General features: G+C 62.5%; 9 protein-coding genes. 1 reads left to right on the top strand and 8 read right to left on the bottom strand.

All coding sequences use genetic code 11. The features are described from left to right. The 6 genes from JWQ61_RS16460 to JWQ61_RS16435 all read right to left on the bottom strand — a co-directional run. Positions 1–164 (bottom strand): nucleoside hydrolase (locus tag JWQ61_RS16460; protein ID WP_304361477.1); only part of this gene is annotated, 164 nt, incomplete at its 3' end. A 43-nt stretch (positions 165–207) separates the two neighbouring features. Beyond that, on the bottom strand, positions 208–1,224 hold the full coding sequence (locus JWQ61_RS16455; protein ID WP_304361475.1) for an ABC transporter ATP-binding protein: 1,017 nt from the start codon (positions 1,222–1,224) through the stop codon (positions 208–210). 7 nt (positions 1,225–1,231) lie between these two features. After that, on the bottom strand, positions 1,232–2,011 hold the full coding sequence (locus tag JWQ61_RS16450; protein WP_304361474.1) for an ABC transporter permease: 780 nt from the start codon (positions 2,009–2,011) through the stop codon (positions 1,232–1,234). Next, positions 2,008–2,835, bottom strand: coding sequence for an ABC transporter permease (locus JWQ61_RS16445; protein ID WP_304361473.1), 828 nt, complete (start codon positions 2,833–2,835; stop codon positions 2,008–2,010). The genes JWQ61_RS16450 and JWQ61_RS16445 overlap by 4 nt, the downstream gene beginning before the upstream one ends. A 22-nt stretch (positions 2,836–2,857) precedes the next feature. Further along, positions 2,858–3,889 carry an ABC transporter substrate-binding protein gene (locus JWQ61_RS16440; RefSeq protein ID WP_304361472.1) on the bottom strand — a complete coding sequence of 344 codons (1,032 nt, stop codon included), beginning with the start codon at positions 3,887–3,889 and terminating at the stop codon, positions 2,858–2,860. Between the two features lie 52 nt (positions 3,890–3,941). Further along, entirely contained in the window at positions 3,942–5,054 is a 1,113-nt protein-coding gene (locus JWQ61_RS16435) for a porin (protein ID WP_304361471.1), read from the bottom strand. 137 nt (positions 5,055–5,191) lie between these two features. Between JWQ61_RS16435 and JWQ61_RS16430 the strand changes: the two genes are divergently transcribed. After that, complete coding sequence (locus JWQ61_RS16430; protein WP_304361470.1) at positions 5,192–6,115, top strand: LysR family transcriptional regulator; 924 nt, start codon at positions 5,192–5,194, stop codon at positions 6,113–6,115. Between the two features lie 37 nt (positions 6,116–6,152). On the opposite strand, the gene JWQ61_RS16425 is transcribed toward JWQ61_RS16430, so the two are convergent. Together JWQ61_RS16425 and JWQ61_RS16420 are read right to left on the bottom strand one after the other, a co-directional pair. After that, positions 6,153–6,581, bottom strand: coding sequence for a molybdopterin-binding protein (locus JWQ61_RS16425; protein WP_304361469.1), 429 nt, complete (start codon positions 6,579–6,581; stop codon positions 6,153–6,155). A 230-nt stretch (positions 6,582–6,811) separates the two neighbouring features. After that, entirely contained in the window at positions 6,812–15,751 is an 8,940-nt protein-coding gene (locus tag JWQ61_RS16420) for a non-ribosomal peptide synthetase (RefSeq protein ID WP_304361476.1), read from the bottom strand. Positions 15,752–15,800 lie beyond the last annotated feature (49 nt).

The raw sequence follows: 15,800 nt of genomic DNA, 5'->3' as shown, positions 1-15,800 counted from the left end.
TAGTGCGCCTTGATGCGCAGCGCATTGTCGTAAGTCACGTCCAATGGCGCGTTGCCGGCGGCGACGCTGACGCCCAGCCATTCCAGCCAGGGATTGACTTCCAGCAGCAGCATGGTCAGCCAGTCGTCGAAGCCGGGATCGGTATCTAGCCAGATTTTACGCATAGCGGTAACTCCACGTGGGTTGGTTTGCATCGGTTCGATTACGTCATTGGCGCAGGAACAGGGCGTCTTCGGCCGACAGCGCAAAGCTGACGTCGTCGCCCTCGCGCCAGATCGAAGCGCCGACCGCGGCCAATCCCTTGACCGGGCCGATCGCCGTCTGCAATACGTATTCCACGGTATCGCCCAGGAAGCCGCGCGACAGCACGGTGCCGCTGTGCTGTCCAATGCCTACCTGGACGCGATCCGGGCGCCAGCCGATGCAAACGGTGTCGCCCGGCACGCCGACATCAAATGGCAGGCTGTGCGATTCGTGGTGCAGGCGGCCGTCGCGATAGTCGAACAGGTTTTCAAAACCCATGAAATCGGCGACAAAACGCGTGCGCGGCATGTTGAAGATGGTTTCCGGCACATCCAGCTGCTCGATCTTGCCGCCGTTCATCACCACGATGCGGTCCGACAGCGCCAGCGCTTCTTCCTGGTCGTGGGTGACGTACAGCATGGTGATGCCGAGTTCGCGCTGGATACGCCGCAGTTCGGCGCGCATCTGCACGCGCAGTTTTGCATCCAGGTTGGAGAGTGGCTCGTCCAGCAACAGCAGCTTGGGTTCGATCACCACTGCTCGCGCCAGCGCCACGCGCTGCTGCTGGCCGCCGGACATCTGCGCCGGCAAACGGCTTTCAAAACCGCTCAGGCCGACTGCCGCGATCACTGCCTTCACCTTCTGCCTGAGCACTGCCTGCCGCACCTTGCGCAAGCGCAGGCCGAAGGCGATGTTATCCCACACGTTCAGGTGCGGAAACAAGGCGTAGGACTGGAACACCATGCCGATGTTGCGCTTGTTCGGCGGTTTCCTGCCGATGTCTTCGCCGTCGAGCACGATGCGGCCTTCCTGCAGCTCGAGCAGGCCGGCGATCGCGCGCATGGTGGTGGTCTTGCCGCAGCCGCTGGGACCCAGCAGCGAGATCAGCTCGCCTTGTTCGACTTCCAGATCAAGCTGCTTGACGGCAGCCTTGTTGTTGCCGTAGCCGCTGCTCAGCTGTTGCAGTTGTAGGTAGCTCATGGTGTTCTCACATGTATTTTGAAATGCCCAGCACACGCTCGGTGACGAGCACGAACGCCATCGTGAACAGGACCAGCAAGGTCGACAGCGCGGCGATCGACGGATCGAAGGTATTTTCCATATGGCCCAGCATTTCTATCGGCAAGGTGCTGATGCCGGGGCCGGTCAGGAACAGCGATACCGGCACCTGGTTGAACGAAGTGACGAAGGCCAGGAAAAAAGCGGCGATCACGGCGCCGCGGATATTCGGCAGCACCACCATGAAAAAGCTGCGCAGGCGCGAAGCCCCCAGCATCACGGCGGCGTCTTCGATGTCGACGCGCAGGTTGACCAGGCTGGCGTACACCACCCGCACCGCGTACGGAATCAGCAGCGCGATATGGCCGATCAGCAGGCCGGCGAATACCGGCGCATGGATCTGCAGCACCACGTAGCGCATCAGGCCGAGGCCGACGATCATGCCGGGGATGATCAGGGGCGAAGTCAATATCTGCTTGACGACCGCCATCGCCGGCAGCTGGGTGCGCGAAAGCGCATAGGCTACCGGCGTGCCCAGCAGCAGGGCGATTATGGTGGCGACCAGGCCGATCTGCAGGCTGGTCTGGAAGGCGCGGCGGAATTCGTCGGCAGCCAGCACCTCGAAGATCCAGCGCAGCGAATAAGACGGCGGCGGAAACGCCAGCGTCTCGCCGCCGCTGAAACCGGCCATGAACACGATGGCGAACGGCCCCAGCAAGAACAGCAGCACCAGCCACAGCATGCAGCGCGAAAAAAATCCTTCTTTCATATCTTGCTCCGGCTCGAAGAAATGCGTTTTAACCCGGCATTGACCATCAGCGTCATCACTACCAGGATCACGGCGATCACATTGGCGGAACCGAAATCGCTTTCGACGCTGACCTTCTGGTAAAGCAGCGTTTCCAGCATCAGCACCTTGGGCCCGCCCAGCAGCGCCGGCGTCACATAGGCGGTGACGCAGCCGGTAAACACCAAGGTGCCGCCGACGATCAAGCCTTCCTGGGTCAACGGCAACGTCACCTTGCAAAAGGTTTGCCAGGCGTTGGCGCCGAGCGTGGCGGCGGCGTGGGTGACGTCGCGCGGCAGATTTTCCAGGGCGCCGACCAGCGACATCAGCATCAGCGGCAGCAGCAGCTGCAACAGGCCGACATACACCGCCAGCTCGCTGAACAGCAGGCGCTGCGGTTCATCGCTCAGCCCCAGCGCCTGCAGCGCCGAATTGACTGCGCCGTTGCGGCCGAGCAGGACGATCCAGGCATAGGTGCGGGCAATCGGCGACACCATCAGCGGCAGGATCATCATGCCCAGCATCAGGCCGCGGTAGCGCGGCGCCACCTTGGCCGCCGCCTGCGCCGCCGGATAACCGAGCAGCACCGCCGACAGCGTCACCAGCGCCGCTATGCGCAAGGTGCGCAGGAATACCTGGCGGTTCAGCTCTTCGCCGAAAAACTGCACAAAGCGCTGCAGTCCCCAGCCGCTGCCGTCGATATGGAACGCCTCCAGCAGCAGGGCCAGCACCGGCAGCAGGAAGCAGGCCACGGTAAAGACCAGGGCCGGCGTCACCAGCAAGATGCCTACATGTTTCTTTTGCATTGCAACGACTCCACTTCAGCAGCTATTTGCTGATTGCCTTGTTCCACTGCGCGATCCAGTTCGAGCGCTGTTTCAGGATCAGCTCGGGCTTGACGAATTTCAGGGAGCGTATCTGTTCCGCGCCGTAGGTGTTGAACTCGGCCTTGTCCTTGGGCAGCACCACCTGCTGGTTGACCGGCGAATCGACCAGGTCCATGGCCAGCGCGGTCTGCACTTCCTTGGACAGCCAGAAGTCGATCAGCTGGTAGGCCAGGTCGGCGTTTTTCGACTGGCTGACGATGCCCATCACATTCATGCCGGCAGCCTGTCCTTCGGCCGGAATGCTCCATTTCAGGGGCATGCCGGTCTTCAGCAATTGCGACCAGGTAAAGCGCGCCACCGGCGCCGCCCAGATTTCGTCCTGGGCAAACAGGGAAGACAGCTGGGCGCTGTTCTTGGAAAACGTCACCACATTGTTCTTGATGGCAGTGATTTTCTGCATGCCGGTGGCGTAATCGTCGCTCTTGCCGCCCCAGGCCAGGTCGGCCATCTGCAGCATCAGCGGACCCTGGGTAGTGCTGACGTCAGGCAGCGAGATGCGGCCCTTGAGATCGCTGCGCCACAGGTCCTGCCAGGATTTGATGCCGCTGATCTTGTCGCTGCGGTACACCAGGCCGACCGAATAGATGGTGTAGCCGACGGCAAAATTGCCGCCTATCGGGTTCTTGGCGAAGTTGTAGAGCTGCCCGTAGTTTTTCAGTTTGGCGTAGTCGAGCGGCGCGATCAGGCCCTTGTTAGACGCTTCCAGCATGCCGAAATCGGACAGCAGCACCAGGTCGATCACCGGACTGGCGCGATGCGCTTCGAGTTTGGCGATGCGGTCGGCGTTGTTGCCGGTCTCGACCACGATGTCGCAGCCGCAGCGCGCCTTGAACGGCTCGTAGACATGTTTGGCGAACAGCGGCTGGGCGATCGGATAGGCTGAAATCACCAGCGTCCGTTTTTCCGCCTGGGCAGCGCCGGCAGCCAGCAGGGCCAGGCCGCCGGCGAGCAGGTAAGAGAGAGTGTTTTTCACAAGATTTCCTTAAATCGAAGGGCCGTCGGCAATGCGCCGCCGGCCCGGGCGCTCAGAATACGTGGCGCATGCCCAGCAACAGCACCGACTGCTTGCGGTCGCTGGAGGACGGGAAGCCGAAGATGGTGGCCTGGGTCGCATCGCCGGCCGCCTTCTGGTAGCTGTATGTAATCGCCACATCGGTCCGTTTCGACAAGAAATAATCGGCCTGCAGGTTGATCTGGTGCCATTTCGGTTTCTTGTCGATCACATCGTATTTACCGGTGGTATAAAAATACGAAGCGCCCAGGTTCAGCATCGGCGTCAGGTGATGCACCAGGTTCAGGTCGAAATTCTGCAGAGTCAGGCTGGAATTGTCTAGATAGTTATAGCGCACATTGGTGTACAGGGCGCCGAAATCGGTAGCCCCCACCTTGTAGAAACCGCCGGTGCCGGCAATCCGCTGCCGGTTCACGCCCACGCCTTTGGTGACCGCGCTCTTGTTGAAGATCAGCAGCGAGCTGCCGTAGTCGTTGCTGATGGCGCCGTCCGGGCTTTTTGCGTTGTTGGGTGTATTGAACTGGGTGTAGGCCACGGCCCAGCTGAAATCGCCGTTCTTGTAGCCGCTGCCCAGGCTGTATACCTGGTTGACGCTGGCGTCGCCGGCGACTTCGCCGAAACCGTATACCGCGGTGAGATTGAAATGGTTGATGGTCGGGCTGATGTACTTGACCGAATTCTGCACGCGCAGGTTGTTGTAGCCGTTGTCGTTGTCGCCGATATGCACGCCGTTGCTGGCGATCACCACCGGGCCCAGGTAATCCTTGACGGCCTCATACTGGCGCCCCATGGTGAAGGTGCCGAAATTCACGTTGCTGAGGCCGACATACGACAGCCGGCCGAACAGCCGGCCGCTCTGCGAGGCCGTGCCGGTCATCAGGTTGAAGCCGTTTTCCAGGGCAAACAGGGCTTTAGAACCGCCGCCCAGGTCTTCCTGGCCACGAAAACCGATGCGTGGATTCTGGTTGGTGCCGCTGATGGCTTCCAGGTTGTGCTTGCCGTTTTCATTGGACAGGTAGCCGATGCCGCCCGACAATAAACCGTATACCTCGAATTTGCTCTGCGTCACCTGCGCCTGTGTCGTTCCCGCGCACACCGCCAATACCCCTATCCCCCACTTTTTCATCGCATCTTCTCCCCGTAGATTTGATTCACGCTGCCACAAAAATGATCACTCCCTGATCCATTGGGCTGAGAATATGTTAAGTTGATGAATAAGATAATGTGTTTATTTTTATAATTTCATAAATTAAATTTATAACCATGGCGATCCTCAAACTCGACAACAAGGTTACCCTGCGCCATCTTCAGGCTTTTGTGGAACTGGCAGGCAAAAACAGCTTCAGCAAGGCGGCGCAGGAACTGTCGGTGACCCAGCCGGCGCTGAGCGCGGCCATCAAGCAGCTGGAGAACCAGCTCGGAACCAAGCTGTTCGACCGCACCACGCACCAGATTGAACTGACCCGGCAAGGCGCGGTGGTGCTGGAGTACGCCAAGCACTTGCTGAACACCGCCAACAACACGTTCGGCGATATCCAGCGCGCCATCGGCAGCGGCCGCCACCGGATCCGCATCGGCACCATCCCGTCCGCCATGACGCTCACGGCGGCGGTGGTGGCGCGTTATAGCAAGACCTATGGCGACCAGATCGAAATCGTATTGTGCGACATGCCTAACGATGCGCTGCTGGACGCCCTGCATACGGGCGAGCTGGATTTCTGCGTGGGCGTCAAGCAAGCGCAGACCGATGCGCTGGAAACCGTCACCCTGTTTGAGGACGAGCTGGTGCTGATCGTGGCGCGCGGGCATCCGCTGGCCGCGTCCAAAGAGGTGCAGTGGCGGCAGATGGCGGGGGAAGAGATCGTGATGTTTACTACCGGCAGCATCTGGGAATTCGCTTCAGCCGCGCTGCGCCAGCATGAACTGGCGCCGTCCAGCCTGTACCAGGTGGTCCACAGCGAATCCCTGTACGGCATCGTGCGTTCCGGCATTGCGGTCGGCATCATGCCCAGCTTGTATACCGCCTACCTGAAAGACAGCAGCCTGCATATAGCGCCGCTGCGCTCGCCGACGCTGAAACGGAAGATCATCCTGATGCGCAGGAATGAAGTCAGCCGCAGCAAATGGACCGATCATTGCTTTAAAGAACTACGCAATGACCTGAAGCAGGCAAATCACTGGTTCTGAGCGATGCCTTCGATGCTGCAGCCGCCTGTCATTGCTTTCAGGTCTTGACGCCGACGATCACGTGCGAAGCCTTGAAAATCGCCACTACCGGCTTGCCGGCGGCGAGGCCAAGCGCGACTGCGCTTTCCTGGGTAATGATGGCGGTCAGCGTGGAGCCGCCGTTCAGGCTGACTTCGACTTCGGTATTCACGGCGCCGGTCTTCACGGTCTTGACCGTGCCCTGCAGGCGGTTGCGGGTGGAAAACTTGATGCCGGCGTCGGGCGAGGACAAGATCACCCACGGCGCTTTCACCAACGCCAGTGCGTCCGAGCCTGGCTTCAGTTCCAGGTACTTGGTGCTTTCGCGGGTGATGACGGCGACGATGCGGTCGCCGCCGGGGAGGGTGATTTCGACTTCGTCGTTGACCGCGCCTTCATGGATGGCGGTAACCTTGCCGGCGAATTCATTGCGTGCGCTAGTCAGCATTTTTTACTCCTTGAGTTATATCGGGCGCCAAGTCCGGGACCTGGAAAAGACGGACGTTTATCATACCTGAGCGCGCCCTCCTGGCGTGCGCATATGCGTTCTAATGTTTATCACCTTGCCGCTATATGACCAGGCTGGCGCCCCGCACTTCAAGAAATATCCGCTGTCTTGGCGCCATCTTGCCACATGGAAACCACCGGCAGCGCTGGCGGTTTCCCTGCGTTCCTGCTTCAGGGCTGGAGGGACGCCAGTTCTCCTTCCAGCTTTGCCGGCTGCAACGCCGTATTCAAGGCGTGCGCAAAAACCTCGATGTGCGGAGAAATCATCATCGACTGGTGCGTGCCCGGCACCGGCACCAGGCGCAACAGCATTTCCGGCACCACGGCGCCCCAGCCGCGCAAAGGCTCGTTGACGGTATCGCCCACCGCGCTGTAGAAATGCACCGGGACGCCGATCGGCTGCGCTGCATAGTCGCCGTAGGCGCGGATGATGGTGCGGCTGTTTTCCATCAACTGCAGCAAGCCCTGCAAGGAAAAACCGGACGGGAACAAGCCGTTGCGCCTGGCCATCTGCAGCAGGGTGGGGACGTCGATATCCGGCGCCGCCGCCTTCAGCTTTTCCATCGCCGCTTTCAGCACAGGATCATTGCCGGCGGCCGCTTCCAGCAGCGTCAGCATCAGCTGCTTGTCGCCCAGCTTCCATTCGCGTTCGTCGTCGTCGCCGATTGAGCAGTGAGTATCGAACAGCCCGATGAATTCCACCTCCTGGCCTTCGCTGACGAACTGCTGCGCAACCTCATAAGCCAGCGCGCCGCCGAACGACCAGCCGGCCAGCCGGTAAGGCCCGTTCGGCTGCACCGCCCGCACCAGCCCCACCATGCGCGCCGCCATGCTTTGCACGGTCGACAGCTGCGGCTGATCCAGCGGCACCGGCGGCAGGCCGTATACCGGGATGTCGGGGTTGATATGGGTGGCCAGCATATGCGCGTAAATCAGCAAGCCGGAACCTTCGTGCATCAGGAACAAGGGACGCTGGCGGCCGCCGGCGCGGATCAGCACGGCGCAATTTTCCGTCTCCAGCGGATTCAGCTGTGCGATATGCTCGGCCAGCCCGGCGATGGTCGGATAGGTAAACACATCGCTGGCTGAAACCCGCACGCCCTTTTGCTTGAGCAGGTTCACTACCTGCAGAATCGACAGGGAATGCCCGCCCAGCGAGAAGAAATTGTCGTGGCGGCCGACGCGCTCGATCTGCAGCAGCTCCGACCAGATCCCGGCCAGGACGGTTTCGATTTCTCCTTCCGGCGCCACATACCCGCCAACCGCATAAGCATCCGCCGCAGGCGCGGGCAGGTGCTTGCGGTCCAGCTTGCCGTTCGGCGTCAGCGGCAGCGCGGCCAGCATGACGTACGCCGCCGGCACCATGTACTCAGGCATGTTGACGCTCAAATGCGAGCGCAAGGTTTCGGCGCCGGCTTCTTCCGCATCGGCATTTTCATTGGCGACAATATAGGCTACCAGGCGTTTGTCGCCAGGATTGTCTTCGCGCGCAATCACCACCGCTTCGCGCACCGCCGGATGGGCGACCAGCTTTGCTTCGATCTCGCCCAGCTCGATGCGGAAGCCGCGGATCTTGACCTGGAAGTCATTGCGGCCCAGGTGCACCAGGTTGCCGTCGGCCTGCCAGCGCGCCAGGTCGCCGGTGCGGTACAGCAGCGCGCCAGGCCGTCCGGAGAAGCGGTCTGGAACAAACCGCTCTTCGGTCAGCTCGGCCCGGTTCAGGTAGCCGCGTGCGACGCCGGCGCCGCCGATATATATTTCGCCTGTCACGCCGACCGGCACCGGTTCGCCGTGGATGTCCAGCAGGTATACCTGGGTGTTGGCGATCGGCCGGCCTATCGGTATGGTCGCCTGGCTAGCGTCGACCGCCGCGATTTCGTAAGTGGTTGCGTAGGTGGTGGTTTCGGTCGGTCCGTAGCAGTGGATCAGGTGCTCGGGTTTGCCGGCTGCCAGCACGCGCGCAAAAGCCGCCGGATCGCAGCGTTCGCCGCCGGTCAGCAGATAACGCAGCTTGCCGAATGCCTCCGGCACGATCGCCGCGCATTGATTGAACACGGCCGTGGTGATGAACAGCGTGGTGACACCTTGCCGGTCCAGCGCATCGGCGAAGCGCAGCGGATCGAGGAATACATCCTTGTCGATCACGACGACGCGTCCGCCATTGAGCAAGGCCCCCCAGATTTCCATGGTCGAGGCGTCGAAGGCAGGATTGGCGGCGAAGGCGATGCGGTCGCTGGCGTCGAAGGCGGCGTAGCCGTTCTCCAGCACCAGGCGCTTGATGCCGCGCTGCGGCACCATCACGCCTTTGGGTTGTCCGGTCGAACCCGAGGTGTACATGATGTAGGCGATTGTTTCGTCGTCGCCGGCCGGCGCCAGGTTGTCCGCGGCGTATGCCGTTCCTGTGGAGTCATCCAGGTTGATCCTGGTGAGCGCCGCCAGCGCCGGCCAGCTGGCGCCGTCCAGCGCCAGCACGAAGCCGGCGCCGCTGTCGCCTGCCATGAAAACCTTGCGTTCGTCGGGTAATGCCGGATCTATCGGCACATAGGCGGCGCCGCACTTGAGAATCGCCAGTTCGGCGACGATCAGCTGCGCCGAACGGTCAAGCTGCAATACCACCCGGTCGCCCGGCTTGACGCCCAGCTCTTGCAGATGGTGCGCCAGCTGGTTGGCGCGGCGGTTGAGCTCGGCATAACTGAGCTGCTCGGCGCCATGCACTATCGCGACCGCTTGTGGCGTGCGCGCCGCCTGTGCTTCGAACAGCTGCGGCAGCGCTGCTTGCGGATTGCTGGCCTCGGTGGCATTCCACGTCGTTATTATCCGGCGGCGTTCGTCTGCGCTCAGGATAGCCAGGCGCGCGATTTGCTGCGTATCGTCCTCGACCATCGCTGCCAGCAGGCGCTGCCAATATCCCAGGTAACGTTCCACGGTGCTGCGTTCGAACAATGCCGTCGCATATTCCAGGACGCCGGCAATCGTATCGCCCGATTCGCCCAGCGACAAGGTCAGGTCGAATTTTGCCGTCACCTGCTTGAACGGCAGCTGCGTCAATTCCAGGCCGGCCAGGCTCAGCCTGCCTTGCGGCGCATTCTGCCAGGCGAACATCACCTGGAACAAGGGACTATGCGCCATGCTGCGCACCGGGTGCGTATGCTCGACCACCTGCTCGAAAGGAATTTCCTGGTGCTGCTGGGCCGCCAGCGATTGCTGCCTGACGTGGGTCAGCAGCGTTGCCACCGTGGCATGCTCAGGCAGGTGGGCCCGCAGCGCCAGCGTGTTGACAAAGAAACCGATCAATCCTTCCACTTCCTGCTGGTTGCGGTTGGCGGTCGGGGTGCCGATGACAACATCGTCCTGCCCCGCCAGCCGGCCCAGCAGCAGGGCCCAGCTGCTCAGCAGCGTCATGTGCAGGGTAGTGCCGTGGCGCTGGCTCAGCGCCTTGAGTTTTTTTGCCAGCGCGCTATCCAGCACGGTGTCGACCCATGCGCCGGCATAGTCTTGCTGCGGCGGACGCTGGTGATCGGTCGGCAGTTCCAGCAAGGTCGGTGCACCTGCCAGGCTTTCTGTCCAGTACGCCGTATGCTGCTCCAGCACCGTTCCGCTCATCCAGCGGCGCTGCCATGCCGCGTAGTCCGGATATTGCACTGCCAGCGCCGGTAACGGATCGTGCTGGCCTTGCCGGTAGGCGTTATAGAGCGCGCTGATTTCATTGAGCAGCACGCCGATCGACCAGCCGTCCGAAACGATATGGTGCATCGTGATCAGCAGCGTGTGCTGGGTGCGCGTCTCCTGCAGCAGGCGGCCGCGGATCAGCGGGCCCCGGGCCAGGTCGAACGGCGCGGCGGCTTCTTCAGCGAACAGGCGCTCCCGTTCGGCGTCGCGTTCGGGGTGGTGCCGCAAATCGTGTTCCAGCAGCTGGAAATGACTGACGTCTGCCGCCGCCACGTGTTGTACCGCACCGTGGCCTGGCTGCGGGATGAAACTGGTGCGCAGCGCTTCGTGGCGGAACACCAGCCGCTCCAGCGCCTGGACCAGGGCTACCCGGTCCAGTTCGCCGCGCAGCTGCAAGCCCAGCGGAACATGGTAAGCCTGGCGCACTTCGCCCATCTGCTCCAGGAACCACAAGCGCTGCTGTGCAAACGACAGCAGTTCCCGTTCGGCGCCGACGGTGGCCGTCATTGCCGGCCGGATGCTGGCGTCGCTGGCGGGTAATGTGGCGGCAAAGTCGGAAAAAAACGGATGCATGAACAAAGTGTTCAATGCCACTTCGACACGGAATGCCTGCCTCAGGCGTGAAATCATCTGCACCGCCAGCAGCGAATGCCCGCCCAGCGAGAAGAAGTTGTCGTGGCGGCCGATGCGTTCGATCTGCAGCAGTTCCGACCAGATGGCCGCCAGCGCGATTTCGGTTTCTCCTTCCGGCGCGACATAGACGCCGGCGGCGTAGGCATCGCCGTCGGGCGCCGGCAGGTTCTTGCGGTCCAGCTTGCCGTTCGGCGTCAATGGCAGCGCCGCCAGCGTGACATAGGCAGCCGGCACCATGTACTCTGGCATGCTGGCGCTCAAATGAGCGCGCAGGGTCTCGGCATCGACGTCTTGATTGACCACAATATAGGCCACCAGGCGCTTGTCGCCGGGATTGTCTTCACGCGCGATCACCACCGCTTCGCGGATGGCCGGATGGACCGCCAGCTGCGTTTCGATTTCGCCCAGCTCGATGCGGAAACCGCGGATCTTGACCTGGAAGTCGTTGCGTCCCAGGTAGACCAGGTTGCCGTCCGCCTGCCAACGGGCCAGGTCGCCGGTCTTGTACAGGCGTGCGCCGGGCAGTGGCGAAAAAGGATCGGGCACAAACCGCTGCTCGGTCAGTTCCGGCCGGTTCAGGTACCCGCGCGCCACCTGCACGCCGCCTATGTGCAATTCTCCGGCTACGCCGACAGGCGTCGGTTCGCCCACGGCATCGAGGATGTAGATGCTGGTATTGGCAACAGGTTTGCCGATAGGGATAGCAGCCGGGGTTTCTCCTGCAACGCAAGTCCAGGCGGTGACATCCACCGCAGCTTCGGTAGGACCGTACAGGTTGTGCAGCTGGGCGCGCGGCAACAGTGCATGGAAGCTGCGCACCAGCGATGCCGGCAACGCCTCGCCGCTGCACATGACACGGACGATGCTGGCGCAGCCGGCCGCCTCGTCGTGCGCGGCAAATACCTGCAGCATGGATGGCACGAAATGCAGCGTGGTGACGCCGGCCGTGCGGATGATCTCGCTCAGGTAGCGTGGATCCTTGTGGCCGTCGGGTTTGGCCATCACCAGCTTTGCGCCCACCATCAGCGGCCAGAAAAATTCCCACACGGAGACGTCGAAGCTGAAAGGCGTTTTTTGCAGCACCACGTCATGCTGCTCCAGGCCGTAAGCCTGCTGCATCCACAGCATGCGGTTGACTACCCCGCGATGCTCGTTCATGACGCCCTTCGGCTTTCCGGTCGAACCGGAGGTGTAGATCACATACGCCAGGTCCGATGGCAGCAGGTGGCTGCTGGCGGGATTGTGCTCCAGATAGGCATTCCAGCTTGGCGCTTGCAGGTCCAGCACTGGCAAGCTGGCTGGAATCGTCGCCCTGACCTGTTGCCAGCTGCCTTCGATGCCGGCCTGGGTCAGCACCACGCGCGGGGCGCTGTCGCTGAGCATGTAGGCCAGGCGGTCCGCCGGATAAGCCGGATCCAGCGGCACATAGGCCGCACCCGCCTTCAGCACGCCGAGCAAGGCAACCACCATCGACAAGCCGCGTTCGGCGCAAATCGCCACCCGGTCGTCCGGCTGGACGCCCAGCTCGCGCAGGTAGTGCGCCAGCTGGTTGGCGCGGCGATTGAGTTCCGCATAGCTCAGCTGTTCGCTGCCCTGTTCTACCGCCACCGCTTGCGGTGTCCGCGCGGCCTGCGCTTCGCACAACTGGTGCAGCAGGGATTCGCGCTCCGGATAAATCACCTGGGTCGCATTCCAGCCGGTCACCAGCTGCCGGTGTTCGGCGGCGCCCAGCATCGGCAGGCGCGCTATCTGCTGCGCATCGTCGGCGACCATCGCTTCCAGCAAGCGATGCCAGTAGCCCAGGTAACGCTCCACTGTCTTTTGTTCAAACAAGGCCGTCGCGTATTCCAGCGAGCCGGCAAGCGCGTCGCCCGCTTCGCCCAGCGACAAGGTCAGGTCGAATTTTGCGGTTACCTGCCTGACTGCCAGCGGCGTCAATTCCAGGCCTGACAGCTGCAGCTTGCCTTGCGGTGCGTTCTGCCAGGAAAACATCACCTGGAACAGCGGGCTGTGCGCCATGCTGCGCACCGGACGGGCATGTTCCACAACTTGTTCGAACGGTACTTCCTGGTGCTGCTGGGCCGCCAGGGATTGCTGCTTGACATGCGCCAGCAGCGAAGCCACCGTTGCGTTCTCCGGCAGGTTGATGCGCAGCGCCAGCGTGTTGACAAAGAAACCGATCAAGTTCTCGACTTCGTGCTGGTTGCGGTTCGCCGCCGGCGTGCCGACGACGACATCGTCCTGTCCTGCCAGCCGGCCCAGCAGCAGTGTCCAGCTGCTCAGCAGCGTCATGTACAGGGTGCTGCCGTGGCGCTGGCTCAAGGCCTTCAGTTTCCGCGTCAGCGCGGCGTCCAGCCTGGTTTCGATGCTGGCGCCGGCATAGTCTTGCTGCGGAGGACGCGGATGATCGGTCGGCAGTTCCAGCAAGGTCGGCGCGCCGGCCAGGCTCTGTTTCCAGTAGGCGGTCTGCTGTTCCAGCACCGCTCCGCTCATCCAGCGTCGTTGCCATGCGGCGTAATCGGGATACTGCACGGCCAGGGCTGGCAAGGGGTCATGTCCGCCTTGGCGGTAAGCGTTGTAGAGCGCGCTGATTTCATCCAGCAGCAGGCCGGTCGACCAGCCGTCCGACACGATGTGATGGGTGGTGATCAGCAGCGTGTGCTGGGTGCGCGTTTCTTGCAGCAACAGGCCACGGATCAACGGACCCTGGGCCAGGTCGAAGGGCCTTGTCGCTTCTTCGGCAAGCAGGCGTTCCAGCTCGGCCTCGCGCTCCGGATGATGGCGCAAGTCGTGCTCCAGCAGCTGAAAATGACTGACGTCTGCCGCTGCGACGCGCTGGATTGCGCCGTGGCCTTCGATGGCGACAAAGCTGGTGCGCAGCGCTTCGTGGCGGAACACCAGCCGCTCCAGGGCCTGGACCAGGGCCACCCGGTCGAGTTCGCCGCGCAGCTGCAAGCCGAGCGGGATATGGTAGGCGTGGCTGACGCCGCCCATCTGTTCCAGGAACCACAAGCGTTGCTGCGCGAACGACAGCAGTTCACGCTCCGCGCCGCTGGCCGCCGTCAGCGGCGGCCGGACGCTCTGGCCGCTGGCCAGCAGTTCTGCGGAAAAATCGAGCAGCACCGGATACGCAAACAAGGTGCTGATCGCCACCTCGATATTGAAGGCTTGCCTGATGCGTGAAATCATCTGTACCGCCACCAGCGAGTGGCCGCCCAGGGTGAAGAAATTATCGTGGCGGCCGATGCGTTCGACCCGCAGCAGTTGCGACCAGATCGCTGCCAGCGCAGTTTCCGACTCGCCTTCCGGCGCGACATAACCGCTCGCCGCATAAGCTTCCGTTTCAGGGGCCGGCAAGTGCTTGCGGTCCAGTTTGCCGTTGGCTGTCAGCGGCAGCGCCGCCAGCGCGACATAGGCGGCCGGCACCATGTACTCGGGCATGCCGGCGCTCAAATGCGCACGCAGCGCCGTGGCGTCGATCTCTTCGCTGGTCACGATGTAGGTGACCAGGCGCTTGTCTCCGGGACTATCTTCGCGCACGATCACTACCGCTTCGCGCACCGCCGGATGCGCGGCCAGCCTTGCTTCGATTTCGCCCAGTTCAATGCGGAAGCCGCGGATCTTGACCTGGAAGTCGTTGCGGCCCAGGTGCACCAGGTTGCCGTCTTCCTGCCAGCGCGCCAAGTCGCCGGTGCGGTACAGCAGCGCCCCCGGGCGGCCGCTGAAACGGTCGGCAATAAAGCGCTCTGCCGTCAATTCGTCGCGATTCAGGTAGCCGCGCGCGATGCCGGCGCCGCCGATATACATCTCTCCTGCCACGCCGACCGGCACCGGCTCGCCTTGCGCATCCAGCAGATATACCTGGGTGCTGGCAATCGGCCGGCCTATCGGTATGGTCGCTTGTGCAGCGTCGACCGCTGTAACTTCATACGTTGTCGCGTAAGCGGTCGCTTCGGTCGGCCCGTAGCAATGAATCAGGTGTTGCGGCCTGCCGGCTTCCAGCACGCGCGCAAACACAGCCGGATCGCAGCGTTCGCCGCCAGTCATCAGGAAGCGCAAGCGGCTGAACGCCTCCGGCACGATCGCCGCGCACTGGTTGAACACCGCCGTCGTCAGGAACAGCGTGGTGATGCCTTGCTGTTCGAGTGCGCCGGCAAGATGCAGGGGATCCAGGAATATTTCTTTGTCGATCACCACGATGCGCCCGCCATTCAGCAGGGCGCCCCAGATTTCCACGGTAGAGGCATCGAAAGCCGGATTGGCGGCGAAGGCGATGCGGTCGCTGGCGTCGAAGGCAGCGTAGCCGTTCTCCAGCACCAGGCGCTTGATGCCGCGCTGGGGCACCAGCACGCCTTTCGGCTGGCCGGTGGAACCAGAGGTGTACATGATGTAGGCAATCGTCTCGTCGTCGCCGCCCGGCGTCAGGTTGTCGGCGGCATAAGTGCCGGCGGCGATCTGGTCCAGGTTGATGCGGACCAGCGCAGCTTGCACCGGCCACCGGCTGCCGCTGAGCGTCAGCAATACGCTGGCGCTGCTGTCGTTTGCCATGAAAATCTTGCGTTCTTCGGGCAAGCTGGCGTCTATCGGCAGATAGGCGGCGCCGCATTTCAGAACCGCCAGCATCGCCACAATCAGCGGCAAGGAGCGCTCAAGCTGCAGCACTACCCGGTCGTTGCGCTTGACGCCCAGTTGCCGCAGATGATGCGCCAGCTGGTTGGCCTGGCGATTGAGTTCGGCATAACTCAGCTGCGCCGTTCCATGCACTACCGCCACTGCCTGCGGCGCCTTGGCCGCCTGCGCCTCGAACAGCTGCGGCAGCAGTGGTTCGGGATGCTGCGCCTGGGTTGCGTTCCATTTG

It is taken from the genome of Collimonas fungivorans, from assembly GCF_028292705.1.
In the GTDB taxonomy this organism is placed as follows: domain Bacteria; phylum Pseudomonadota; class Gammaproteobacteria; order Burkholderiales; family Burkholderiaceae_D; genus Collimonas; species Collimonas fungivorans_B.
Note: the sequence above shows the minus strand (reverse complement) of the source record. Positions and strands in the feature narration are given on the sequence as shown.

Bases quoted from the DNA above. Each gene is read 5' to 3' on its own strand.
- JWQ61_RS16450 (WP_304361474.1), bottom strand. From the start codon at position 2,011: ATGAAAGAAGGATTTTTTTCGCGCTGCATGCTGTGGCTGGTGCTGCTG.
- JWQ61_RS16445 (WP_304361473.1), bottom strand. From the start codon at position 2,835: ATGCAAAAGAAACATGTAGGCATCTTGCTGGTGACGCCGGCCCTGGTC.
- JWQ61_RS16430 (WP_304361470.1), top strand. From the start codon at position 5,192: ATGGCGATCCTCAAACTCGACAACAAGGTTACCCTGCGCCATCTTCAG.
- JWQ61_RS16455 (WP_304361475.1), bottom strand. From the start codon at position 1,224: ATGAGCTACCTACAACTGCAACAGCTGAGCAGCGGCTACGGCAACAAC.
- JWQ61_RS16435 (WP_304361471.1), bottom strand. From the start codon at position 5,054: ATGAAAAAGTGGGGGATAGGGGTATTGGCGGTGTGCGCGGGAACGACA.
- JWQ61_RS16425 (WP_304361469.1), bottom strand. From the start codon at position 6,581: ATGCTGACTAGCGCACGCAATGAATTCGCCGGCAAGGTTACCGCCATC.